Genomic DNA, 25,485 nt, shown 5'->3' with positions numbered 1-25,485 from the left:
ACTATGAGAGAGTTGAATTCCATATTGAACAAGATTACCGTGTTGACCCATACCATGGAATCGCAATATCCTGAACTGTACCACTTTTTGGACGAAGATCCCATTACCCTTCCTGTGTTGACCCATCCCAATGTTGACAAAGATGCCTTGGAGGACTATCTACAAAGTTTGCATGAACTGTTGGAGCATCATGTAAAAACCCATAATTATGGTATCCATCCGGTACAAAAAGAACATCAAAAAAGGAAAACATGAAAGTGAAATGGTACAAAATAGTGGTTTGGATATTGATCGGCGCCTTGGTCCTTTTCTTTTTACTGGCAGTTTGGTACAAGAACATGTATTCGATGGAAGCTGTGGAGCCATACGCAATGTATTCGCAAACTTTTGATAAGAAACTGCTCATTGCGACACAGAGTAGTATTTTCAAGGATTCCCTGGTTCGGAATGTTGTTCGCCATTACGAAAATGATTCGGTATTCATTAAGATAATAGACGTTTCCGATCTTCCCGAAATAGACCACTCGGATTTTAATGCAGTGTGGCTATTACATACCTGGGAATATGGAAAACCACCCGAAGCGGTTGAAGCATTCGTTAACGCCAATAAGAACCATCTTGAAAAGATCATTGTGCTCACTACCTCAGGAGAAGGAAACAATACTATTGAAGGGGTAGATGGTCTGGCAGGCGAATCCATCATAAAAAATATAATCCTGTATACGGATTGGACTATATTGAAACTAGACATCTTATTGTCTCATGAAAATAGTCACGCCTACCTTCGTGAATTTTAACATCGCCGACCACCTTACCCTTTTCTATGTGGGGGAGCTGGAATCAATCATTAAAATCAAGTATAATGAAACTCAACAAGAATTGGCACATTGCAAACAAAATGCCCAAAAACCCTACTATATATGAACGGATAGAGTGGCATTTGGAACACCAAAAGAATTGTGAGTGTAGGGACATTCCAGAGAAATTGAAATTGGAAATAAATAAAAGAGGTCTACAAACCAAATCTAAGCCATGATGTAATAGGAACATTATCTCTTAAAAACATAAACCAGGCCTTACTCTAAGCAAAGGAAAAACAGATAAAGGGCGGTAAGGTTTTGGAAATGACCTAAGTCATGGTTTGGTCACTTCTTAAATTCTAATTTTGGTGGACATTTCCAAATAGATGTAATATGAAAAAGGTATTGCTTCCAACTGATTTTTCCCAAAATGCAAAAAACGCCATTATCTATGCTTTAAAGCTATATAAGGATACACCATGTACCTTTTATTTATTGCACGCTTATGGCATTCCCGTGTACAGCATTGAAAATTGGACGATGGATTTCCACGAAACAAACCCGATAGCCTTTTACCAAAAGGAAACAATGGATCAACTAAATGCTTTGAAGGAAGAACTGGAAACTGACCATGCAAACCCCAAGCACAAATTTGTATTGCAAGGAGCCTTCAATCAACTCGTGGATGAAATAGGGGAAGTGGTAAAAAAAGAAGGAATAAACTTGATTGTGATGGGAACAAAGGGAGTCACGGGAGCCAAGGAATTGCTGTTTGGCAGTAATACCGTCCATACTATTAAAAAAACAAAATGTCCACTTATAGCAGTCCCTGGGGAATTTAAATACGAAAGCCCTAAACAAATCCTATTTCCTGTGGATTTTGAGGTTGATTATGATAAAAAAATAATTGAGGAATTTCTTTATTTGGCAAGTGAAAATAAGGGAAACATCAACATCCTGCATATTTCAACCGGTAATAGTATGACAGAATTCCAGATGAAGAACAAGAAAAAACTCGAACAGCTTTTGGAACCCCATACTTATATATTTCATGAGACTCCTATCAATGGGGTTATAGAGGGTATCAATGACTTTCAAAAAAAGAATAAAATAAACCTTTTGACCATGATCATGAACAAGCATACTTTTTTGGAAAGCCTGTTCATCCGGCCGATTATCAGAAAAATAGGCATGCATCTCAATATCCCTTTTATGGTCTTGCCCCATCTCGAAGGGAAGTAATCCCAAGGCATGGTTTCCACCATAGTTGAGGCGATTATTTCAACATACCATGAAACGTACATCCAATGCACAGCAGTTGCTCCAGGCAAGATACTTGCTCAGGAACCCTTCGGGAAAGATTATTGAAACACCCCATGAGCTTTTTAAGAGAGTGGCCAAACATGTTGCAAGTGCAGAGAAAAAGAATAAAGGTGGGTGGGAGCAAACATTTTATACCCTAATGGCCAATTTCCACTTTTTGCCCAATTCACCGACTTTAATGAATGCGGGACTGCCCAAAGGACAGTTGAGTGCATGCTTTGTGCTTCCGGTAGAAGATAGCTTGGACAGTATTTTTAGCACACTGAAAAGCACTGCCCTGATCCATCAAAATGGAGGGGGTACAGGGTATAATTTTTCAAAGCTTAGGCCCCACGGGGACAGAATTGTATCTTCCGGAGGGACTTCGTCGGGCCCAATTGCCTTTATCAAAATATACAACACGGCTACAGAACATGTGAAACAAGGCGGAAAAAGGAGAGGAGCCAATATGGGGATTCTAAATGTGGACCATCCGGATATTGAAGCATTCATTTTGGCGAAATCCGAAGGAAACAAGCTCCAAAACTTTAATCTTTCCGTGGGCATCACCAATGATTTTATGAAAGCGGTAAAAGAGGATACGGATTGGAACCTGATCAACCCAAGAACGGGAGAAGTAACAAAAGCCATCAGGGCGAAATCCTTATGGGGACTGATTGTTTCCCAAGCATGGAAAACTGGGGATCCCGGGCTCATTTTTTTGGATACGATCAATAAACACAACCCAATTCCCGACCAAGGTATTATCCAAAGTACAAATCCCTGTGGGGAAGTGCCCCTTCTTGAGTATGAAAGCTGTAATCTGGGTTCCCTTAACCTCTCCAAAATGCTAAAGTCCGAAAAAGATGAAAAGAGGGTTGATTGGGAGATATTGGAAAAAACCATCGAAGCTTCCATCAGGTTTCTGGACAACGTAATTTCAGTAAACCACTATTTACTGCCTCAGATTGAGACCCAGACCACGAATACCCGTAAGGTGGGACTGGGAGTGATGGGCTGGGCGGAAATGCTTGCCCGATTGGAAATTCCCTATGCCTCTGAGGAAGCTATCGAACTGGGAGAAAAAATCATGCATTTCATACAATCAAAAAGTTATGATGTATCCGAATCACTTGCAGGGGAACGAGGCGTCTTTCCCTCATGGACGAATAGCATTTTCCATCCAAACAGACCCATGAGAAATGCAACCTGCAACAGCATTGCCCCTACGGGAAGCATCTCCATCATTGCGGACACTTCTTATTCCATAGAGCCCTTGTATGCCATTGCATATCTTCGGGTTGGGATTATGGGGAATAAAATCCAAACAGAAATCAATCCCGCTTTTGTGGAAAGTATGAAGGCACTTGGGCTATGGACGGAAAAGTTGAAAGCAGAGGTGCTTGAAACGGGGAGTGTCCAGCACTCGAAAATAGTTCCAAAAGAGATCAAAAAGTTGTTCGAGACTAGTTTGGAGATTCCATGGGAGTACCATTTGCGCCACCAACGAGCTTTCCAGAAATTTACCGACAATGCCGTATCAAAGACCATAAACCTGTCCAAAGAAACCCCAGTGGAAACTGTTTCGGAGATATACTGGACCGCTTGGGAATATGGGTTGAAAGGAATCACCATCTACAGGGATGGCAGCAAAGCGGACCAAGTTTTGCAAGCCTGTAGGTTGAACAAGAGTTCCAATTGTTGAAGAAGCTGTATGTGATTTATTATCTAGTTAAAGGTTTTATTGTGGTTAGTTTAGTTTTCTATAAATTTTATGGATGGTTCCCTTTCCAGTCTCCCCAAGGGGAGAGGTTTCCCTTCTTTGGAGGGATTAAGGGAGGACTAGATACCAGATAACAAAGAATTTTATTCTTTCTTTTTTTTAAAACTATGGATTTCAAATCTATAGTGATTCATTTGTTTCTTCTCCCAACGCTTTTATTGCTTCGTCCCCTATCCGCATTGTTCTGATTGTGATACCGCCTAATGTCGTCCTCATAGTAATTTCTAATGCGTTCATACCTAGATCGGTTCAAGTCTTGTGTACGGTACCGGGGCGGCAATACTTTTCTCCTTAACCATACCCCACCATCCAAGTAAATGTAGGTTCTGGCAGATAAATCGTAATAAATGCTCAGTTCCGGGAAATAAACATATCTCACCGTCTCCACCCTATTCGGGTAAAACCAAGGTGGGGGAGGGTCTGCCAAATTATGCGAAACCAACACCGGGCCACAGCCCTGCATTGACATAAACAATAAGACCATTGCTGTGTATGAACAAATTCTCTTCATGGTATTCCATTTAGTAAGACAAAGTAATGTAAAGGAGAGCCCCGGAAAATGATCCAGATCATTCCATGAAAGCATGGAATAGGATAGTTTTGGGATAGAACATTAAGTGGTTAACAATCATGGACAAAGTAATCATAGATAACAGTGACCTGCATTTTGAACACAAACAGTGGGATTCCGAACTTGCTTTTTGGAAAGATGAGTTAAAATCGTTCAACCTTCGTTTGGATGAATTGGTAAACCGATGGACCAAAAAGGAGGTGCTCCAAAAATTGGAACACTTCCAAAACGAGTTTATGCTCCACAAAGGCGTCATCGAAAAGCTTCAAGGGGAGATACAGGTACATGAAGCGAATATAGCAGCGCAAGAAAGGACAGGCAGGCCTGCACTGGATACCGTTTTGGTCAAAAACCATTCGGAGTTTAGAAAAAAAATGGAAGAACAGCGACAGATCTATGCAAATCTGAAAAAGGAATTCTTTCGATTCTTGTCTCAATACTTGTGAAAATAACGACTTGTCAGGATAAAGGTTCCATGCGCGGATAGATTTGGGAAGTTGTGTTTGCTGATGGATTGAAGGGCCAATGCGGCTGAAAGCCAATTGACCTTTAACATGATAACGGTTTTTATGATAACCGTCATTTCAGCACCCATTTTGCCAACCTATTTTTGAGTATGGAAGACATGGCAATTCCCATGAAAATTATGGAAAGGACCAAACTTTTTTTTAAAGAGGTGGGCAACCTTTCCCATTTTGCAGGCCGTTTTTTTAAACAGGCCCTGAACCCTCCTTTCGAATTCAAGGAATTGTTGAGGCAATGTTACCAAGTGGGGAACAGATCCCTGCTCTTGGTGATGGCCACAGGTTTCATCATTGGTTTGGTACTGACCCTGCAATCCAGGCCAACACTCATAGAATTTGGGGCCGTTTCCTGGATGCCCAACATGGTGGGGATTTCCATAGTCCGTGAAATTGGTCCTGTGATCACGGCCCTGATCTGTTCGGGCCGTATAGCTTCCGGTTTTGGTGCAGAGCTTGGTTCCATGCGCGTTACGGAGCAGATAGATGCCATGGAAGTGTCCGGTACCAATCCCTTCAAGTATTTGGTGGTGACCCGCATTTGGGCTGCTACTCTCATGCTTCCTTTGTTGGTTATTTTTGGGGATTTGGTAGCCCTTTATGGCTCATCGCTCGTAGAGAACATGAAAGGGGATGTTTCCTTCAGATTGTATTTTAACACGGTTTTTGATGCGCTTTCCTTCGGAGATCTGGTGCCGGCGACCATTAAATCTTTTTTCTTTGGGTTTGTCATTGGTCTTACAGGCTGTTACAAGGGATATAACTCGGATAAGGGAACCGCAGGGGTTGGAATAGCCGCAAATTCGGCCGTGGTCATGGCATCCCTTCTCTTGTTCGTGGTCGATTTCATTGCAGTTTTTGTTTCTGATATATTTTACGAACTATGAACCTAGAGCAAGAACGGATTGTGGGAAAGACCAAGGTTGATGACGATGTGGTGATCAAGATCGAAGATTTACATGTCAGTTTTGGGGACAACCATGTCCTGAAAGGGTTCAACATGGTTTTGAAGAAGGGGGAAAACTTAGTGGTCATGGGAAAATCAGGTTCGGGCAAGTCCGTGCTGATCAAGTGCATGGTGGGCCTCTTGACCCCGGATAGAGGTTACGTGGAAGTACTGGGAAAGGACATCGGCACCCTTGATCAACATGCCTTGGATGAGCTTCGTTCCCATATTGGGTTCCTCTTTCAGGGGAGTGCACTTTATGATTCCATGACAGTGCGTGAAAATCTGGAATTTCCCATGCGAAGGCACAGGAATAGATTTGGTGCAGATCAAGATACGCTTCCGTATGTTATGGAAGCCTTGGAGAATGTGGGCTTGGCCCATACCTTGGATCTGATGCCCGCTGAACTGTCCGGGGGAATGAAAAGACGGGTTGCCCTGGCTCGAGCGATTATTTTAAGACCAAAATTGATCATGTACGATGAACCAACAAGCGGCTTGGATCCCATAACGGCAAAGGAAATCATCGAGTTGATGCGGAACATCCAAAAAAAGTATGGCACTTCGGCCCTGATCATTACACATGATGTGGATTGTGCCAGGGTCGTATCGGAACGGATGATCTTGCTGGTGGATGGAACAAATTATGCCGAAGGCACCTACGGGGAACTGTTGGCATCTTCGAACCCTATGGTAAACGCATTTTTTAAAAAGTGATATGGCTTCAAAAACTTCTTCTGAAAATATAAGGTTGGGCATCTTCGTAGTGGCCGGAACTTTACTGCTGCTCACCGCTGCCTATCTCATTGGCAACCGACAGAACATGTTTGTCAAAAACTTTACACTAAGTGCTGTTTTCAAAAATGTGAACGGACTGCAAAATGGCAATAATGTGCGGTTTTCGGGCATCAACATTGGTACGGTGAACCGGATGGAAATGATGAACGACACCACCATTTATGTATATATGACCATTGAGGACAAAATGCGCAATCACATCAGAAAAAATGCCATTGCCACTATAGGTTCGGATGGTTTGGTGGGCAGCATGTTGGTGAACATCGTTCCAAGTGTGGGAAAAGCGGATTTGGTGCAGAACGGTGACGAGCTCCAATCGTACAGTAGGATTTCATCCCAAGATATGCTCAGCACGCTCAACGTTACGAACGAAAATGCAGCTTTGCTGACATCCAATCTTTTGAAGGTGACCCAATCCATGATGGAGGGAAAAGGGGTTTTGGGCCGCTTGCTAAATGATACGGTGATGGTGAAGGACTTGCAGCGAATCATAAAAAATCTAGAACGGAGTAGCCATCATGCCAATGCCACACTCATGGAACTTGAGGCCATTGTGGGAAAAATTGATATGGAAGAAAGTGTTGCCGGGGTGATACTGACGGATACCGTGGCAGCTGCAAATATCAGAAGCAGCATTGAAAATTTGGAGGACTCAAGCGTCGAAATTAAGCAAATGACAAACGACCTGACCAAATTGATCCAAGGTCTGGACACAGGTGAAGGGATGCTCCATTTGGTATCCAAAGATACGACCATGGCCAATCTCCTCATGAAAACAATGCACAACATAGAAGAAGGGACAGATAAGTTCAATGAGAATATGGAAGCCCTAAAACACAATTTTTTAACGAGAAGATATTTTCGGAAACTGGAAGAAGAGAAGGCCAAGACCCAAAAAGATTGAATTGTTGTCAAAATGATGCGTTTGGCAGCTCATGCTTGACTTTACAATTCCTTTGTGAAATCAAGCCATATCGTCAAAATCGGCAATACGCTTCAACCTATCCTTATCCAATAAAGTGAGTTTCCTCCGCTTGTCAGTGCCTACCAGACCAATTTCCCTAAACTTGGTAAGGGTCCGGATGGCAGTTTCCTTGGCCACGCCGATCATGGAGGCAAAATCTTCCCGAAGCATATCCACGCCTTTGTGATGGCCATCTTTTAGGATTCCTTTTTCGTGAAGTTCCAACAATGCTTTTGCCGCCCGCCTATCCACGGACGAATAGGCAATATCCAGCAATCTTTCCTGCAAATGGGCCATATTGTTGGAAATAATCTCAAGGAATTTATTGGCCACTTCTTTGTCCTGATAGACCAAGTGGATGAAATCCTCTTTCGGAATACCCAGAACCGTGGCATGTTCCATGACAATGGCCGTTTCGAGATAGGTTCCACCACTTCCCAACAAAGAGAGTTGCCCCACAAAATCCCCAGGGCCATAAAGTCCGGTGATCATTTCTTTGCCTTCCTCCGTACCCCTGAAAGTTTTGATGTTTCCCTCCTCTATAAAATAGAGGAAATGTGCGGCATTCCCTTCCCTGTAAATGACTTCCCTGTCACGGAAAGATTGGGATTCCCTATCTTGTGAGGTGAGCTCTTTGCCCAGATATTCCGATGCTTCCTTAAAAAAATGGTTGATTCCAACGGGTGTCTTGGAGAAATGTTGGTGGATAAAACTGCTTTTCTTTAACCGCATTGCTATGGCATCCAAGAGTTCCTGGGTTTCATAGGGTTTGTAGATGTAATCATCCGCCCCTAAGTTCATTCCCATTCTCATGTCCTCTTTTCTATCTTTGGCGGTCAAAAAGATAAAGGGAATCTTGGAAGTGCTTGGATCCTTGCCCAAAACTTCAAGTACGGTATATCCATTGGCCTCGGGCATCATTATGTCGCTTATGATAAGGTCTGGAAGATGCTCCAGTGCCATTTGGATACCAAATCTACCATTGGCAGCACCCAGAACTACATAATTGGCCATTTCTAGGATTTCCATTGTGTTTTCTCGGAACTCCTTATGATCTTCGATTACCAGTATTTTTTTCATTTGTTCAGTGTTTTTTTGGAAACTCCAGTTTAAAGGTACTTCCATGATTTTCTTTGCTTTCAAAATCTATCTGCCCGCTCATGAGTTCCACATACGTTTTGACTATATGAAGACCAAGTCCGGTACCGGCAATGTTGACACTGTTCTTGGCCCTAAAGAACCGTTGAAAAAGATGTTGTTGGTCATCTTCCGGTACCCCTATTCCCTGGTCAGTTACCCAAATTCGAACTTTATGGTCACTGTCCTCGATCTTTAAGGTGATGGGCTGGCCCTCTTCGGAATATTTGATGGCGTTATTGAGCAGGTTCGAAAGCACCAGGTGCATGAGCTTAGGGTCCAAAAAGGTTTCCAATTCGGCCTTTTCGCATTCCAGAATGATGGACTGCCCTTTTTTCTTGCTTGTTTTCACTTTTTGAACCAAGGATTTGGAAAAATGGAGCAGGTCAAAATATTCGGGAGAGGCTTTGGTCTCTCCTTCGTCCAATTTGGTCACCGAAAGGAAATCGTTGAGTATATTGACCAAGTACCGCACATTGGACTTGATCTTTTCCAAATGGGCCAAACGTCGCTCGCCCTTGTCGGGGGCGTTCAGCTTTTCGATGAGTGAAGCAGAGGATAGGATGACACTCAGCGGAGCCCTGAACTCGTGCGAGGCTGTGCTGATGAACTGGGTCTTCAGCTCACTCAGCTCCCTTTCCTTGATGAGGTTTTGGAGCATTTTTCCCTCGTTTCGTTTTCTATCAGATATATTGAACAGGACAAGAAGCGCAAGGGATGTCCTTCTATTTTCAATGAACAAGGGCGTGGTGTTCACAATGTAGTTTCTTTTTTGGTATTCTATCTCAAAACTTAAATGCTTGCCCTTTAATGTTTGTTTGATGCAGGTCAGTAAGAGCGGTTTGCTATTGACCGAAAAACCATTGAGATCGTTTATGGACAATTTCTGATTTGATCGGATTTGATGTTGAAGGAACTTTAGCTCGGCACCTTCCACAAAGCTTATCCGCATTTGCTCGTTTACCAAAATGAGAGCACCCTTCGGAAATTTTTGTGCAATTGCCAAAAGCATGGCCTCTTGAACTTCAATCTTTTTCCGTGCATTTTGGGCATCTGTTATCTGTACGTTCAGCTCAAAGTTTGTTACTCTCAATTCCTTAAGTATCTGTTCCAAGTCTTTATTTCGCTGCTCCACCTCTTTTTCCAGGCCCTTGGATCGTGCTTCCAAACGTTCTTGGTTCATCTGGAGTCTTTTTCTGACTTTATCCTGCTCAATGGACAACCCCGCAAGACCTGCCATCTCATCTACCAAATCTTCCTTCTGTGGGGAACTCAGGAATCCATCGGGATAAAAAATGGACAAAACGCCCAAAACGTTCTCATCGGCATCCAAGATAGGGGTGGAACTGATGGATTTGATACCTGCTTTGGTCAGAGCAACTTCATGTTTGGACCATGAAGGCTCGTCCAGGATATTGGCAGTACCTTCCTTTTTTTTGCTTTGCACGGCCCGTACACATGGACAGGAATCGGTTGCCTCCAAAATTTGGTCCATGGCCTTGGCAATTGTGGGATGTATTTTGTTTCCGGAAATCCTTTTGATGACTTGCTCGCTACCATCATACAAACAAATGGCCACAGTGCCGATCCGCATCTGTTGTTCCAACACGCCTTGAATCCGGTCAAAAATATCGGGCAACGGCTTTTTTTTGATGATCATTTCCAGCACATCGTTCTTGGCCTTTCTCAGAAACTCTAGGTTTTTCCGTTCCGTTACATCATTTTGGATACCTATGAAATGGGTGGTTTCACCATGGAAGTCACGTACCGGGGTGATGGACAGCTCGTTCCAAAACAGAGTGCCATCTTTCTTGTAGTTGCGGATTTCCACATGGCATGGGGATTGGGTCGAGAGTGCTTCACCAATGATTTGGACCTCTTGCTGTTGGCGGTCGTCAAGCTGTAGGAAATTGCAATTTTTACCGATGACCTCCTCGCTGGTATAGCCTGTGTTTTTTTCAAAAGCCTTGTTGACATAGATGATGGGAAACTGTTTCAGTTGAGCATTGGAGATCACAATCCCGTTTCCTACCTCTTCCAAGGCCCTTTCCTTGATAACATTGATGTTGCCGCCCATAATTTGGGCAGTAATATCTTGCATATATCCTTCAAGAAAGACCGTGTCTTCTTTTTTTTCAACTGCTACTCCAGTTTCGCTGATCCAGTGTACATTACCGTCTTTGTCCATTATTCGGTACTCGAACTGAAACTTTTCCTTTTTGGCCACAGCGGTTTGGATTCTGTTCCAAACATCTTCCCCGTCCATGGGATGGATCAGGGATGTCCATGTGATGCCACCCGTCTTGCAAAATTCCTCAGGCCAATATCCCGTGATCCATTTACATCCATCACTAATGTACTGCATGGTCCTGTTCTCATCGTTTTTACAGCGAAATACGATGCCCGGAAGGTTTTCCACCAACGTCCTTAGTTTTCGGTCACCTTCAAACAAAGGATAAGATCGTTTTTCTTCTTTGGAATTTCGCCGTTTCATTTAAATAGGTGGTTTTTTAGGTCATAACAACAGATTAAGGTTGATGGATTTTTTGATTATTGTTTTGGGTCTTACTAAAATGAGATGGCATTTTACCAGTGAAAGTGTTTTTCGGCGCTATATTGTAATGGAACAGTAACAAAAACCCAATCAAATATAGTATGCGTTTCCTTATTTTATTATGATAATAATCATGTTCAAACGTGCTGATTCATTGTTATAAATAATGGACTTTCGGCTTTATTTGGAAAATATATATGAAAAAGTCCAGGACCTGCCCAATTTACTGGGCCAGATTTATCCTTTTTAGGAATTGTGAGAAAAGCAATGAGCCCAATCCAAAAATCACAGGCCATTGGAGCATTGTCCAATCCAAAGGAACCAAGGAAAGAGCGCGGGATATGGATGGGATCAAATAGGCCACCACCATTATGGCGACGCTCAAAACAATGGCGCCCCATACCCATGGATTTTTGGTAACCTCGTTGAAAAAAAATGAAGCCTGTCTTTTGGGCATGTTGAAAATATTCAGCAATTGGGCAATGATCAGGGTATAGAATGCCAAATTGTTGATCTGATCGGGCAAAAGATTCAATTTGAACTCGGAAAAGAGTGTGATTCCCAGTACGGAAAAAGTGATGGAGGTACCATAAATAAAGGTCGATTTCCAATGTATGTTTGTCAAAATTGGTTCATCTTTACTTCTTGGCGGTCTGTCCATCATATCCTCTTCGCCTTTGCCAAAGCCCAGTGCCAAGGCAGGAAACACATCGGTCACAAGGTTCAAAAACAGGATCTGTAAGGGCAGTAGTGGAGAGGGTAGATTTAACAGGGCCGCTATGCCCACTGTCATGATTTCCGCCACGTTGCACGACAAAAGATAAATCAGAAATTGCCGGATATGTTCAAAAAGCATCCTGCCCTGCCTGATGGCCAGTTCCACAGACCCAAAGCGATCGTCCCGCAGGATTACATCTGCCGCTTCCCGAGCTGCACCGGTCCCTCTTTTTCCCATGGCTATGCCAATGTCCGCCTTGATGAGCGCCGGAACGTCATTGATACCATCGCCAAACATCCCTACCACATTGTTCTTTTCTTGAAAAAATGAAATGAGTTCCAATTTTTGTTTTGGGGTGGCCCTTGCGAAAACCTTTGTCCCCAATAGCAGGTTTTGGTCCTTTTCTTCGTTCAAATTGGCCATGTCCAAGTCCTTTCCTTCCATTACATTGCTTTCCCCGTTTTCCAATAACCCAATGTCCGAAGCAATTTTTTTAGCAGTTTTTGGATGGTCCCCGGTCATCATGACCACTTTGACCCCAGCTTTTTTGTATATGTCCACAATGTCCTTTACATCTTCCCTGGCGGGATCTATAAACCCGACTGTTCCAATGAGAGCCAGATTGTTCAGGAGTTCATTTTTTTCAAAGTTTGACCCTTTTACTTCCTTATATGCCATGGCTATGGTCCGAAGTCCCTGCGAGGACATTTTATCGACTGTTTCCTCCCATTGTTCCTTATTATTGAGTGGAACAATATTGTCTCCGATCAATCTCTTTGTGCACAATGCGGTAACATTTTCAAAGGCTCCTTTTATAAAAATGACATGGGAGTCGTCACCTTTTTTATTGGCAGTTGCCATTAATTTTCTTTCCTCGTCAAAGGGGAGCTTGTATATTTCTGGAAATCTTTCCTTAATCTGTTTTGGATTTTCCCCCAAGTTTTCAGCAAACCGAAATAAGCTCGAATCTATGGCGTCGCGGTAGGGTTCGTCCACACTAAGGGTAATATCATTGCAGAGGACACAACATAACACAAATTGTTCGTAGGCAATTTTATTCTGAGTATTTCGAAGTGCTAAGTAATTGCCTTTATCCAGGTCTTTGAATGTTTCTCCATCAAAGTTTAAGGTGTGCACTATCATGGCATCCTCGGTCAGTGTTCCTGTTTTATCGGTGGCGACCATGGTGACGGAGCCAAGAATTTCGACCGCTTCCATTTTTTTGATGATTACCTGTTGTTTGGATAATCTGAGCATCCCCCGGGCCAGCGCAATAGTGACCACAACGGGCAAACCTTCCGGAATAGTGGCCACGGCCAAGGCTATTCCTGTTTGTACCATTACCAAAAGGTCTTTTCCGGCCAGAAATCCGAACAAGATCATGGGAATCACAAAGGCCAACATGACCCAAATAAGACGTTTGCTGAGTTGGTTCAGCTTTTTGTTCAATGGTGCTTTGGTTTCCTCGGCAATCTCCCCGAGCTGCTGTATTTCCCCCAATACCGTATTTCCCCCAGTGCCGACCACCACCGCCTTCCCAAAACCTTTGTTCACCATGGTGCCTTTGAAGACCATGTTCATTTGTTCTGTCATTTGTGCGTTGGGTTCCAGCGACAAAATATCCTTTCCAACGGGAGCACTTTCCCCAGTAAGTATGGCTTCTTTCACCTCAAGATTCTTTTTTTCCACCAATCGGGCGTCCGCTGGGATGACATCTCCAGCTCCAAACAAAATAATATCGCCGGGAACAATTTTGGTAGAAGGAACTTTTTGCACCTTGGCCGACCTTAGCACACTGCATTCCAGTTGCCCTATGTTCCTTAGCGTTTCCATGGATCGGACTGCACTCACCTCCATAAAAAAACCAATAAGTATGGTGATCAGGATGACAATCCCTACCGTTACGGATTCCAACCACTCACCAAAGATGAGGTTTAGGCCAGCGGCAACACCAAGGATATAAATGATGGGATTATCGAACTGCTCCAGAAAAATTTTAAGGTTTCCCTTTTTGACGTGGGCGGGGAGACAGTTGTCTCCATATTTGGTCAAACGATTTTTCACCTCATTGGCAGCCAATCCTGTCCCGACATCACTGCCCAGGTCCTTGACAACTTCTTTCCAGGGCAGGGCAAAGGCATTGTTCAGCATAGCATGGATAAGAGCAAGTAATATAAATATAAAATCCCCATTACAAAAATTTAGGAATGAAAGGTCGAGATAGCTGCAATGGGGACTGGGATCAAGGTATATCTATGAGACTTCGATTACCTTGGGTTTCTTTTTTTTGGCCTCTTCTTTTTTGGCCAGTTTAAACCTGAGAATACCGTCATTGTATTTTGCATTGACGGCATCATCCTTAATGGTATCCGGCAATTTTACGGAACGTTCAAAGGAATTGTGGCTGAACTCTCTTCGAGTGTAATTCGTATCCTTTTCTTCTTCAGATGTCGATTTTTCCGCTGAAATGTTCAAACATCCGTTCTCAATGGTGACCTTGAAATCTTTCTTGTCAAAGCCAGGTGCTGCAAGTTCGATTTCATAATCATTATCGGTCTCTTTGATGTTCATGGCCGGAATCATGCTTTTTCCGTTCCAAAATCTTCCTTTTAACAGGTCGGAATCCCATACTCGGTCTTCAAAGAAATCATCAAGATCGAAGAAATTAGATCTGATAAGGTCTCCAAAGGGTCTGCTTCTAAACTTAACTAATGACATGACACATTTTTTTTAGGTTATACAATAATGTTTTCACAACTTAACTGAAACTAAGGTAATTAGCAGTTTGCTTTGTTGAAATGATGTACGTCACCCATGAATGGAACCGCCTAAAAAGAGCTTTGCCCATTGCCCCTTTTTGGTATATGGAAAGGACTCTTTTGCAATTTGGATGTGACCAAGGTCATTTCCAAACAGGCTGCGATATGATAGTTTTGGGCAAAAAACTTATGGGACCTATTGTTTGTGCCACAGATTGTTCCAACAATGCAGCAGCTGCCCTAAAAATGGCCAATACCCTGAGCGAAAAGCTCGATTCAAGATTGTTGGTGCTCCATGTTTTCGATTTGAATGTGGCGCTGTTGACCCCCTTGAGCATGACGTATGCCAAGATGGAGAAAGAAGCATTCGAAGAAAATCGCAAAAAACTTGTCGATTTCTATAAAAAACATCTGGGACAGATCAAGGATGGCACAAAACTCCAGTTAATGGTAAGGGAAAATGCAATGGTAAACGATGCTATCATTGACGTGGTCACTGAGTTTGATGCATCTTTGGTTATAATGGGAACCAAGGGCAGCAACGCATTCAGGAATTTGGTAATGGGCAGCAATGCCAAAAAAATGATTCAGGAAAGTCCCTGCCCCTTCTTGATGGTACCACCAACTACGGATAAATTTTCAATAGAGCAGATAGCCTATGCCTCTGATTTTGAAGACACAGACATACATGCGATAGATTGGCTCATCAAAACCATGGCGGGTCCAGATCAAGCTTTTGTTAAAATAATCCATGTAAGTACCCTGGATTGGGAAAAAGGGGAGGAACAGATGCGCTGTTTCCAAAAAAAGCTGAGACATAAAGTAAAGTATGAAAAATTGGGATTTGAACTGATTTATTCGGACAATGTTTCCAGTGCCTTGGAGCAGTGCGCAAAGCGAAGGGAAATGGATGTCTTGGTCATGCTGGAGCGGAACAATAAAAGCGTTTTGTCCCCCTTTGCCCACAAGGATTTTGTCAAGCAGATGATGTCCAAGACCCAACTTCCTTTGCTCAGTTTGAACAAAAACTTGTTTCATTGAGCAATGATCTCCCCGTCTTCCAACTGCACGATACGATCGGTACGTTTGGCAAAATCCTCATCGTGGGTCACCACCAAGAGCGATAGTCCTTGTTCTTCCTTGAGTTTTTTGAAGATGTTGAACACGTTTTCAGAGTTTTGGCTGTCCAAGTTGCCCGTGGGTTCATCGCCCATCAAAATGGTGGGGTCGTTGATCAACGCCCGGGCAATGGCCACGCGTTGCTTTTCCCCTCCAGAGATTCGGGAGGCTCGCTGGTGGGCCAGATGGCCTATGTGGAGCATGTCAAGTTTTTGTTGGGCGTTGCGTTCAATCTCGGCAGGGGATTTTTCGCCGAGTTTTTTTGCAGGTAACATCACATTTTCCAAAACACTGAATTCGGACAGCAAATAGTGGAACTGGAACACAAAACCGATATTCTTGTTGCGGATGCGGGACAGTTCCCTTTGGGATTTGCCCGTTACCAGGTCATTGTTGAGGTACAACTGCCCCGTATAGTCCGTGTCCATGGTGGAAAGAATGTACAGCAAGGTGGATTTTCCAGATCCTGATTTTCCCATGATAGAGGTAAATTCACCCTTCTTTACCCCAAAGGATATGTTTTTGAGCACGTGGAATTCCTTCGGCTTGTGAAAGTATTTGTTGATATTCTTGGTTTCCATTACAAATTCCATAAACGCAGGATCAGGTTCCTCTGATAATTTTTACGGGATCGATATTTTTGGCCCTGTTCGAGGGCAAATAGCCCGCCACAAAGGTTGACAAAAGGGCAAAAGTAATCCCAATGATATAATAGGTCGGGTCGTAATTTACAGGATAGGTGGTGATGGTAGGCAGGGCCTCTGTTTCAAAAGGGGTCTGGTCAATGATCTTTGAGAGCACTAACCCGATCAACAGTCCCAAAACGCCACCTGCAATACCAATGATCATGGCCTGTCCCATAAAGATAAGTTGCACGTCCGTTCCCGAAAATCCGGTCGCCTTGAGTATGGCTATGTCTTTCATTTTTTCATAAATGAGCATGTTCAAGATGTTGTAAATGCCAAATCCGGCCACAATAAGCAAGGTGATGGAAACCGCATAGGTGATTAGGTTCCTGATGTTCGAGCCCGTTTCAAACTGTGCGTTGGCCTCGTTGATTCCCATGGCCTTGACATTGAACTGTTTTTCCAAGCGTTCTGCCATGGATTGGGCCTCTGTAATGTCCAACAATTTAATGTTGATATCCGTGACATAATTTTCTGCTTCCCCCAAAATCCGCTGTACGGTCTTCAGATTGGTAAAGCTTTGGACATTGTCCACTTCTGCAATGCCACTTTGGTAAATGCCCACTATCTTCAAGGGGAAGATATTTCCGGACACCGTACTTATCTGTACCCTGTCGCCAAGCGACAAAGACATTTTTTCAGCGAGCCCTGCCCCCAATAAAATACCATTCTCATTATTTTTTAAGGCTTCGGGGGAGCCTTCCACAATATTGTCCCGTAGGTTGGACAATCGGACTTCTTCCATGATATCTACCCCGATAAGATTGCCTCCCAGTTCCATGGAACCGGATAAATAAAAAATCTGTGCCCTTAACTGTGGTGTGGCCCCATACACGTTTGGCTGTTTTTTCAGATAATTGAGAATGGGTAGCGCATTGTGGATTTTTTTCTGGCTCAATTTGGGTTTTATGGAGTGCACCACGTTGAATGCGTTCTTGAAATCGTCATAAAGGGCAATGGGTTGTTCAGGGGAGGGACGAATCTCATTATAGATGTGGATGTGGGGAGTTTGGTTCAGCACCAGATCATCCAGCATAGTGTTCAGTCCTGTCATGAAACTCACTAAGGTGATGTAGGAACCGATTCCAAAAGTGACCCCCAGCGTGGCTGTCACGGTAGATTTCATCTTGGTGAGAAGATGCGTTTTGGCAATGCCCAATATCACGTTCCAATTGATCATGGTTCAGGTTTGTATATGGCCGTGTTTTCGTTGATCCCATCCAAAATCTCCACCATGACCATGTTTTCAAGGCCAATGGTCACAGATGTTTCGCCCTCATCCGTAAGCACTTTGGACCCATTGATCAGATATGCTTTTGGAATGACAAGGGCTTCTTTCTTTTCTGCGATGACAATATTCCCTTCTCCAGAAAGGCCTGGATATAAGGTCTCTGGCGGGTCATTGAACAATGCTTCTACCTTGAAAGTTTGTGAACGTTCATCTTTTCTGGGAAAGATTTTATCCAAGGTTCCTTCAAAAACGGTTTCGCCATAAGAATCGAGCGTGATGAATACCTTTTGCCCGATATGGAGTTTCACGATATCCACCTCGTCCACCAATAACTCCACAACAAACATATCGCTTTTGCCCACGGTAGCCACGGGTTCCACAGTATTCACAATTTCCCCGGGATTTTTATAAAGCGCATACACCGTTCCGTTTATTTTGCTCGTAATGGTAAAATCGTTGGTGGTCGTGAGCGAGGTTTTATAATTGTTCTCTGCTTGCCTAAGTTGGGTTTCCAGTTCGTTTTTAGCCTGATTAAATTTCTTTTTTAGGAGTTCCAGATGATTTTGGGAAAGGTTATAGGCCAGTTTTTTGTTGTCAAACTCCACTTTGGAGCCAATGTTTTGGTCCCAGAGCTTTTTTTGACGGTTATAGTTGATGGAATCGTTTTTGAGCTGGAGTTTTGCCGCTTGGATTTCATCCTCTATACTGCTTAGCACCGCGGAAGTGCTACTGTAATTTTTTCGGGCCAGTTCTAAGGACAATCTGGCATTTTCCTTGTTCAGTTCAGGGGAGGTGTTGGTGATTTGTAGAATGTGGTCTCCTTTGGCCACTTTATCGCCTTCTTCTACCCAGATCTTGTCCAGAATGCCCATGGCCACGGAGTGGACCTGATACATGCTATCGGGCTGCACGGTGGCAGAAGCATATACCGATTCGGTCATCGGCAATTTATCTGGATATATTTTTTCAACTGGACCTGAGCACGCAAATAGGAAGGAAAAGAAGATGGTGGACAGCAAAAAGTGTTTCATTGTAATCGGCATGGGATATTGTTCAAATTACCAATAAAATACCGATCTGGGACATGAGCAAGATCAGTAACGGTACTATACCCGTGTTATCTGAGATGCCTATATGATTCAGATCATGGCAAAAGAGCCCATCATGTCCTAATATTGAATCATTCAAAGTAGCGCACAAAAGTGTTTGCAAAGGAAGCATCCAATCCCTTTAAAATAAGAGATTATGAAAAAAATACTGCTGCCCACCGATTTTTCCAAGAATGCATGGAACGCAATCCTTTACGCTTTGGAACTTTTTAAGGAGGAGAAATGCACTTTCTACCTTTTGAACGCCTACACACCGGCTTTTTACAGACTAGATTATATGCTCGGAGGCCCTATGGCCAGTGCCATTCCGGATATTGGGGTGGACATTTCCCTGAATGGATTGGAAAGTACATCGGAACGTATCAAAAACGACCACTACAATCCAAGGCATACCTTGGAAATCCTGTCAGCTTTCAACACACTGCCCGATGAGGTCAACGAAGTGTGCCAAGATAGAGATATTGATTTGGTGGTTATGGGGACCCAAGGGGCGACCGGTGCCAAGGAGTTTTTTCTGGGCTCCAACACCGTTCACGTCATCAAAAAATCACCAGTGCCCGTTTTGGCCGTTCCCAGTGGCTACGGCTTCAGGGACATCAAAAAAGTGTTGTTGCCCACGGATTACTGGTCAAAATATAAGTCCAGTGAACTGGCCCCCCTCTTGGACCTGGTCAAAAGGTTTGGGATGGACCTACATGTGCTGCACGCTCTGGAAGGACATGGCCTTACCAAGGCACAAACACAAAACAAGCAGCACCTCCAAAAAATACTGAAAACGATCCCAAACGTCAATTTTATGGACAACACTGATGAGTATATGCCCAATATTGTGCATGATTATATCGAAAAACATCACATTGGTCTGGTGGCCATGATGAACAGGAAACACTCTTTTTTGGAACGACTTGTCATGAAACAGAATGTGGATGTTGTGGGGTACCATTCCCAAATACCATTTTTGGTGCTTCCCGATACATCCGAAATTTCAAAGTAAAGCGCAATGAAGAACATCCTTTTGCCCACCGATTTTTCCAAAAACGCCTGGAATGCCATTTTTACGGCCACCAAACTGTATGCACCTTTGGAATGCAGATTTTACCTATTGCACACCTTTGAACCAAAACAGCAGAATGTGTTGGGATTTAAGAGCACTTCCAGAGCAGGGAACGTATATGCTTCATTGGCTGCCGAATCGGAGGGGGAGCTCCATAAAATCAAGGAGTATTTGCTGAAACATCACAAGAACAAAAAACACATTTTTGAGACCTTGTCCTTTACCGGTGGGTTGGTGGAAAACATCCAAGAACTGATCCCCAAACTTGACATTGACAACATTGTTATGGGGACCCATGGGGCCACGGGATCCAAGAAGCTGTTTTTTGGCAGCAATGCCCTGAAGGTTATTCGGGGAATCGATAATTGCGCAACGCTGTTGGTCCCAGGTTCTTTTAATTTCCAAAGGCTCAAATCCATGGCCTTTCCTACGGAATTCGCCCACTATGAACCCAAAAAAATGTTGTTTGCCATACAGGATTTGATGGAAATATGGAAACCTGAAGTACATATTTTGCACGTGGCCCAGGAGTTTATATTATCGGAACAGCAAGAAACCAACAAAAAGATGTTGATGGAGCGTTTCAAGGGTTTCCAGATGGTGTTCCATGAAGTTCCCATGTCGTCCAATGTGACGGATGCCATTTTGAAATTTACCGAAGGATTGAAAGTGGACTTGGTCGTACTGACCAAGCATTCCCATGGTTTTTTTGAAAGCCTCACCCGGGAACCTGTGGTGAAAAAAGTGGGAGGGAGGACCGAAATACCTTTGCTGGTACTACCTGATTTTGGTGGGCATTGATAAAGGTTGAGGAGCTGCAGAATACCCGAAAATGAAGAATTGTCCCTATGTATTTGGTGTTTTCTAAATGATTTATGGTTTCAATAATCAATTAAAATTCATTTTTTCCAAATTCACTGTCAATGAACCTTGATTTGTTCTTTCTGTTATTGAAGGTGTAGGAGAGGTTGAGGATGATCATATCCACTTCGTAGACATAATTTGTGGTCGTATAAAACTCACCTTCCCTAAAAGTGGTGATTCTTTGCTCGTTTGTATCCAGTAGCCCAAGGTCTATATTCTGCCATTGCAATGTTGCGCTAAGACGATTGTTAAAAAAGGTTTTTCTAAAAGTGAGATTAGGGGAGTAGAAACGCGAATCTTCTCCCTGGGCCGTGTTTCTATCCGAAATATAGTTGAATGTAAACTGGAGTGATGCTGTTTCGGAAAAGTCAACGGTGCTGTTGGCGTTAATGGAATATACAAAGGTTTCCGAATCCACAGGTCTTCCATCAAAAGAGCCATCTATTTTGTAGGTATAGAGATTGCCCCCGATAAAGTTGGACCAGTTTTTGGTTGGTTTGATTTGAGCTCCGATTTCCAAGCCTAAGGAGCGGGCCTTACCCACATTGGTGTAAATACGGTTCAAGATGGTGTCGTTATAAACCGTATTGACCCGATTGACGAGGTTCTTGACATCCTGAAAGTAGGCCGTGGCATAAACCGAGTTTCCCCCTTTGAAGTTTTTGGTCACCCCCAACTCGAACAAATCAATAAATTCTGGCTTTAATGTAGGGTCTCCCTGTTCCAAGGTCTCGGAATGTTCCCGTTCAGGAAACGGGTTCATTTTAAAGGTGGTGGTGCGTTCCACTCTTTTGCTATAGGCCGCTTTTACTTTAGTATTGTTCTTAAAGGTGTATTGCGCCGAGGCAGATGGGAACAGTTTTACGTAATCGTACACATAGGTGGTGTCTATGGTATTGGTCTTGTCCCTAAGGTCAAATTCCCGATTCATGGCTTCGACCCTTGTTCCTGCGGAATATTCCCATGATTCTTTTTTACCGCTCAATTGGGCATAACCGGAATGTAATTTTCTTTTGAGGTCCACCTCGCTCGAAAATTCTGGTACCAGTTCAAATTGTCCAGTTTCATTGTTTCTTCTTTCATAAACAAAATCGCCCGTATGATCCAATAATCGGTACTGGTAGCCTGTTTCCAGTTGCCCAAAGGAAAATGGATTCCACATATAATCTAGCTGAAAACGAATTCCGTGCAAAGGGTTGTCGTTGGTGTTGTATTCGTCCTGCAGGACCGTGTTTGTGTCCGGGTACCCAAGATTGCGGTTGGTGGTCGGCCCTCCCAACAATGTATATTCATATAGGAATGAAGTGGAAAGTTTGGAAGTATTGTTAAAGGTGTGGGCATAATCCAGGCTTCCCAAAACAAAGTCCCCTTTTCTGATCCTTAAGTTCTCGTTAAAGTACTGCATGGTATACACGCGATTCCCGCCCATTACCGGTGTTATGGCATGGTTGTCATAATAAAGGATATCCGCAGTCCTGTCCTTGCTGCGTTTGCCTGCATAAAAACCGAGGGAATATGTATTGGTACTGTCCGGGGTGTAGTCCACCGAAAACCTTCCGCTATAGTTAACCTCGTCAAAACTTCGTTCTCCATCGGATGGAAACTGGGTCAACGTATCATTATTAATGGTAAAGACATCCCCTTCGCGTCGTCCCCCAAGATCATTTCTCTGGTAGTTGGCCCCAAGGGAAATGTTCCAATCGCCCTTGACCATGTTATAGGTAGCATCAACACCATAACGTTGATGGGCCTCTGCGTTGTCATATTTTTCTATGGATGGTAATCCTCCCTTTACATTGATTTGGGCAAATGCTCCGTCAATAGCTCCTTTTTTAGTGATTATGTTGAGAATTCCAGCTTTTCCTTCAGGATCATATTTGGCCGAAGGAGCCGTAATCACTTCAACTTGGTCAATGGAGTTGGCAGGTAGTTGGTTCAATAAGGTCGAAGCCCCTCCTTGCACGGGTTTGCCATTGAGCAAGACCACAAAGCCACTACTGCCCCGCACATTGATCTCACCCAAACCGTTTACCGTAACCGAAGGAATGTTCCGTATCACATCCGTAGCACTTCCCCCTTGACTGTTCTGAAAATTGGTGGCATCGAAAACCTGCCGGTCAATTTTGTTGATAATAGCCGCCCGTTCTCCCTCAACAACAACTTCATCCAGTTGATTTTCGCCCATGGACAATGCTATGGTTCTAAGCCGTATTTTAGCGTTTCTATTAGGGATTTCAATATCCTTGACCACTCTTGTGCGATATCCCATAAAGGAAGCCTCAAGATAATAGGTGCCTTTTTTTACTCCCTCCATGTTAAAATTTCCATCTAAATCCGTGATGACTCCTGTAATCAGCTGTTCCGATGATTGGTCATATAGGGCCGCAGTGGCATATTCCAAGGGGGCTTGTCCCGTTGCATCGACAATTTTACCAGTAATCTGGGCGGATGTAACGGTTGCGAGCAAGAGCAAAAGAAAGCAGAGGGGGAATCTGTACAACATGGTATACGGCTGATATTTTGAATTGCCTCAAAATTAAATACCGCAATAGCATGATTATAGTCCTTTTGAAAAAAGAATGGTATCTATAAAACCTTGCTTTTCTTGAACTGTAGCGGGGTCACTCCTTCAAACCGCTTAAAATATTTTATAAAATGGGAGCTGTCCTTAAAATTTGTGGCATAAGCTATCTCGCTTATCGAAAGGTTGGTATAGGTAAGTTGGCGTTTTGCTTCTTGTACAATATGTTGTGCAATTACCTGTGAAGCCGTCTTGCCGAACTCTTTTTTACAATGGGTGTTTAGGTTCTGGGAGCTGGTATGCAATAAATCAGCGTAATGTGAGACATCATTTTTTGGGCTTTCTTGAAGTAGCTGTTTAAAATGAAATGCCAAATTCTGTTCCGAATGGGATTTGTTGGGTGCGTAGTGCAATATTTTGGACAGCAGGGCCTTAAGAATTCCTTCTACCGTAATTTGGGAACTTTTTGCTTGATTTTTCACCAGTTCGGAAGCCAATTGAAAGAGGGAGTTGAGCGATGCATCAATGGGCACTTCAAATGCTCGGTGATTTTCAAGTTGTCTAAATTGATCATTGATGTGTTTGTCCAATGTTTTGTCCAAAAAACCATCTTTAATTATAATGACATACCCTTCGGGTACGGTGTCAATCTGCCAATGGTGCACTTCATCTTTTTTGATGATAAAAGCAATAGGAGGTTTGATTTCATACGAATCTTGATCCATATAGTGAAAACCTGATCCCTTGCTGAAATAAACCAGTTCCAGATACTTATTGTGCCGGTGTGGTCTGGTATAGCGTTTGTTCACATCAAAAAGTTCGATTTTTATATCCAGTGCAAGGGAAATCTTGTTGTTCACTTTAATTGCTGTACTCATACGTCACTAAAATTATGGCATATTTGCTGAGTGAACGGTCCTAAAGCCCAAATGCTCCATACCCGAATCCGGACTAGTGGCCATGCGTGCCGAAATTCTATAGCTTGCACAGTAAGAAGCACTACAGAGGAACGATCCCCCTTTGATCACGCGTTCCTTGGCATAAGGATTATTAGAATTGAACGCACTTGCAGCCCCTTTTGGGTTTTGTGCGACCTCCCCGTTCGAAGCCAGCTTTTGATAGTAATTTGTGTTGTACCAATCGCTGGTCCATTCCCAAACGTTGCCGGCCATATCATAAAGACCAAAATCGTTTTTTGGGTAGCTCATGATCGGAGCTCTGCGTTCAAAACCGTCTTGCATCGTATTTTTCACGGGAAATTCGCCTTCCCAAGAATTGGCATGAGAACTGAGCTGGTCGATGTCGTCGCCCCAAAAAAACTTGCTGTCCGTTTTTTGGGCACGGGCCGCAAACTCCCATTCAGCTTCCGTGGGCAATCTTCGTCCTGCCCATTTACAATAGGCCTGTGCATCCTCGAAGGCTATGTGAACCACAGGATGGTCTTCTTTGCCGTCAATATTGCTGTCGGGACCATTGGGATGCTTCCAACTGGCACCGATCTTCCATTCCCACCATTGGGAGTAATCATACAGATTGGGAACACTGGATTTTGTCTTTTTAAACACCAAAGAACCAGGCTGTAGAATGGAATCATGGGGTTTTTGGGTGCCTTCGGGCAACTGCTTTTTCATTTCTTCCCAATCTATCTCACGTTCGGCCATGGTAACATAGCCGGTTTCCTCAATAAATTTGGCAAACTGGGCATTGGTTACCTCATGGATGTCCATAAAAAAGCCATCAACATATACTTTGTGCGCAGGTTTTTCGTGGGACATGGCCATGTTATCGTTGGGTACGGCCCCTTGGTTAAATTCCCCGCCGGGTATCCATACCATACCTTTGGGAGCTTCACTGGGAGCTTTGCTTGGCTTTACATGCTCTATTGTTTTGGAAGTGCCAACGCTTTCTTTTGATTGGTCCGGTTTGGATTTACAGCTTGTAAACAGGGTAAATAATATAAAGTAAAAAGAAAAGGTACGCTGAGGTGTCATTTTGTTTTCGGTTTTTGAATGTTTTTATCCGAAGTATTTTGCGATGGTTCGTGAGAT

At 43.4% G+C, this 25,485-nt stretch carries 22 protein-coding genes; 11 read left to right on the top strand and 11 right to left on the bottom strand.

All coding sequences use genetic code 11. The features are described from left to right. Positions 1-3 precede the first annotated feature (3 nt). The 4 genes from MURRU_RS02195 (at position 4) to MURRU_RS02175 (ending at position 3,807) form a co-directional block, all read left to right on the top strand. Positions 4-255 carry a hypothetical protein gene (locus tag MURRU_RS02195; protein WP_014031782.1) on the top strand — a complete coding sequence of 84 codons (252 nt, stop codon included), beginning with the start codon at positions 4-6 and terminating at the stop codon, positions 253-255. Further along, on the top strand, positions 252-797 hold the full coding sequence (locus MURRU_RS02190) for a hypothetical protein (RefSeq protein ID WP_014031781.1): 546 nt from the start codon (positions 252-254) through the stop codon (positions 795-797). The genes MURRU_RS02195 and MURRU_RS02190 overlap by 4 nt, the downstream gene beginning before the upstream one ends. Before the next feature lie 396 nt (positions 798-1,193). Beyond that, a complete protein-coding gene (locus tag MURRU_RS02180; RefSeq protein WP_014031779.1) occupies positions 1,194-2,042 on the top strand; it encodes a universal stress protein in 849 nt (282 codons plus the stop codon). A gap of 49 nt (positions 2,043-2,091) precedes the next feature. Further along, positions 2,092-3,807 (top strand): adenosylcobalamin-dependent ribonucleoside-diphosphate reductase, encoded by a 1,716-nt coding sequence (locus MURRU_RS02175; RefSeq protein ID WP_014031778.1) that lies wholly within the window; start codon positions 2,092-2,094, stop codon positions 3,805-3,807. 208 nt (positions 3,808-4,015) lie between these two features. Here the strand turns inward: MURRU_RS02175 and MURRU_RS02170 are convergent, their stop codons facing one another. Further along, the gene (locus tag MURRU_RS02170; protein WP_041801227.1) at positions 4,016-4,396 is read right to left on the bottom strand and encodes a hypothetical protein; all 381 of its coding nucleotides are present in this window, start codon (positions 4,394-4,396) and stop codon (positions 4,016-4,018) included. 119 nt (positions 4,397-4,515) lie between these two features. Between MURRU_RS02170 and MURRU_RS02165 the strand changes: the two genes are divergently transcribed. From MURRU_RS02165 to MURRU_RS02150, 4 genes are all read left to right on the top strand, one after another. After that, complete coding sequence (locus MURRU_RS02165) at positions 4,516-4,902, top strand: hypothetical protein (RefSeq protein WP_014031776.1); 387 nt, start codon at positions 4,516-4,518, stop codon at positions 4,900-4,902. Between the two features lie 170 nt (positions 4,903-5,072). Further along, a complete protein-coding gene (locus MURRU_RS02160) occupies positions 5,073-5,864 on the top strand; it encodes an MlaE family ABC transporter permease (RefSeq protein WP_014031774.1) in 792 nt (263 codons plus the stop codon). Further along, positions 5,861-6,640 carry an ABC transporter ATP-binding protein gene (locus MURRU_RS02155; protein ID WP_014031773.1) on the top strand — a complete coding sequence of 260 codons (780 nt, stop codon included), beginning with the start codon at positions 5,861-5,863 and terminating at the stop codon, positions 6,638-6,640. Before MURRU_RS02160 ends, MURRU_RS02155 begins: the two co-directional genes overlap by 4 nt. 1 nt (position 6,641) lies before the next feature. After that, positions 6,642-7,625, top strand: coding sequence for an MlaD family protein (locus MURRU_RS02150; RefSeq protein ID WP_014031772.1), 984 nt, complete (start codon positions 6,642-6,644; stop codon positions 7,623-7,625). A gap of 60 nt (positions 7,626-7,685) precedes the next feature. On the opposite strand, the gene MURRU_RS02145 is transcribed toward MURRU_RS02150, so the two are convergent. From MURRU_RS02145 to MURRU_RS02130, 4 genes are all read right to left on the bottom strand, one after another. Beyond that, positions 7,686-8,765 (bottom strand): response regulator, encoded by a 1,080-nt coding sequence (locus MURRU_RS02145; RefSeq protein ID WP_014031771.1) that lies wholly within the window; start codon positions 8,763-8,765, stop codon positions 7,686-7,688. Between the two features lie 4 nt (positions 8,766-8,769). Then, positions 8,770-11,316, bottom strand: coding sequence for a PAS domain S-box protein (locus MURRU_RS17270; protein WP_014031770.1), 2,547 nt, complete (start codon positions 11,314-11,316; stop codon positions 8,770-8,772). Positions 11,317-11,599: 283 nt separating this feature from the next. After that, positions 11,600-14,245, bottom strand: a complete 2,646-nt coding sequence (locus MURRU_RS02135) for a cation-translocating P-type ATPase (protein WP_014031769.1) — start codon at positions 14,243-14,245, stop codon at positions 11,600-11,602. 102 nt (positions 14,246-14,347) lie between these two features. Beyond that, complete coding sequence (locus MURRU_RS02130) at positions 14,348-14,812, bottom strand: Hsp20/alpha crystallin family protein (protein WP_014031768.1); 465 nt, start codon at positions 14,810-14,812, stop codon at positions 14,348-14,350. An 80-nt stretch (positions 14,813-14,892) separates the two neighbouring features. On the opposite strand from MURRU_RS02130, the gene MURRU_RS02125 reads away from it, so the two are divergent. Next, entirely contained in the window at positions 14,893-15,894 is a 1,002-nt protein-coding gene (locus tag MURRU_RS02125; protein ID WP_041801225.1) for a universal stress protein, read from the top strand. Here the strand turns inward: MURRU_RS02125 and MURRU_RS02120 are convergent. Genes MURRU_RS02120 through MURRU_RS02110 form a run of 3 tightly spaced genes read right to left on the bottom strand, consistent with a single transcriptional unit; the run spans position 15,888 to position 18,830 of the window. After that, on the bottom strand, positions 15,888-16,565 hold the full coding sequence (locus MURRU_RS02120) for an ABC transporter ATP-binding protein (protein ID WP_014031766.1): 678 nt from the start codon (positions 16,563-16,565) through the stop codon (positions 15,888-15,890). The genes MURRU_RS02125 and MURRU_RS02120 overlap by 7 nt on opposite strands. Before the next feature lie 10 nt (positions 16,566-16,575). After that, positions 16,576-17,838, bottom strand: a complete 1,263-nt coding sequence (locus MURRU_RS02115) for an ABC transporter permease (RefSeq protein ID WP_014031765.1) — start codon at positions 17,836-17,838, stop codon at positions 16,576-16,578. After that, positions 17,835-18,830, bottom strand: coding sequence for an efflux RND transporter periplasmic adaptor subunit (locus MURRU_RS02110; protein WP_245545052.1), 996 nt, complete (start codon positions 18,828-18,830; stop codon positions 17,835-17,837). Before MURRU_RS02110 ends, MURRU_RS02115 begins: the two co-directional genes overlap by 4 nt. Positions 18,831-19,134: 304 nt before the next feature. Between MURRU_RS02110 and MURRU_RS02105 the strand changes: the two genes are divergently transcribed. Beyond that, positions 19,135-19,992: a universal stress protein gene (locus MURRU_RS02105; protein WP_014031762.1), complete on the top strand. Its 858-nt coding sequence runs from the start codon at positions 19,135-19,137 to the stop codon at positions 19,990-19,992. 6 nt (positions 19,993-19,998) lie between these two features. Further along, a complete protein-coding gene (locus MURRU_RS02100; protein WP_014031761.1) occupies positions 19,999-20,853 on the top strand; it encodes a universal stress protein in 855 nt (284 codons plus the stop codon). A gap of 91 nt (positions 20,854-20,944) precedes the next feature. On the opposite strand, the gene MURRU_RS02095 is transcribed toward MURRU_RS02100, so the two are convergent. From MURRU_RS02095 to MURRU_RS02085, 3 genes are all read right to left on the bottom strand, one after another. Further along, positions 20,945-23,419 carry a TonB-dependent receptor gene (locus MURRU_RS02095; RefSeq protein WP_014031760.1) on the bottom strand — a complete coding sequence of 825 codons (2,475 nt, stop codon included), beginning with the start codon at positions 23,417-23,419 and terminating at the stop codon, positions 20,945-20,947. A gap of 83 nt (positions 23,420-23,502) precedes the next feature. Then, on the bottom strand, positions 23,503-24,315 hold the full coding sequence (locus MURRU_RS02090; RefSeq protein WP_014031759.1) for a helix-turn-helix domain-containing protein: 813 nt from the start codon (positions 24,313-24,315) through the stop codon (positions 23,503-23,505). A 12-nt stretch (positions 24,316-24,327) separates the two neighbouring features. After that, a complete protein-coding gene (locus tag MURRU_RS02085; protein WP_014031758.1) occupies positions 24,328-25,428 on the bottom strand; it encodes a formylglycine-generating enzyme family protein in 1,101 nt (366 codons plus the stop codon). Between the last annotated feature and the right edge of the window lie 57 nt (positions 25,429-25,485).

The organism is Allomuricauda ruestringensis DSM 13258 (genome assembly GCF_000224085.1).
Lineage (GTDB): Bacteria > Bacteroidota > Bacteroidia > Flavobacteriales > Flavobacteriaceae > Flagellimonas > Flagellimonas ruestringensis.
Note: the sequence above shows the minus strand (reverse complement) of the source record. Positions and strands in the feature narration are given on the sequence as shown.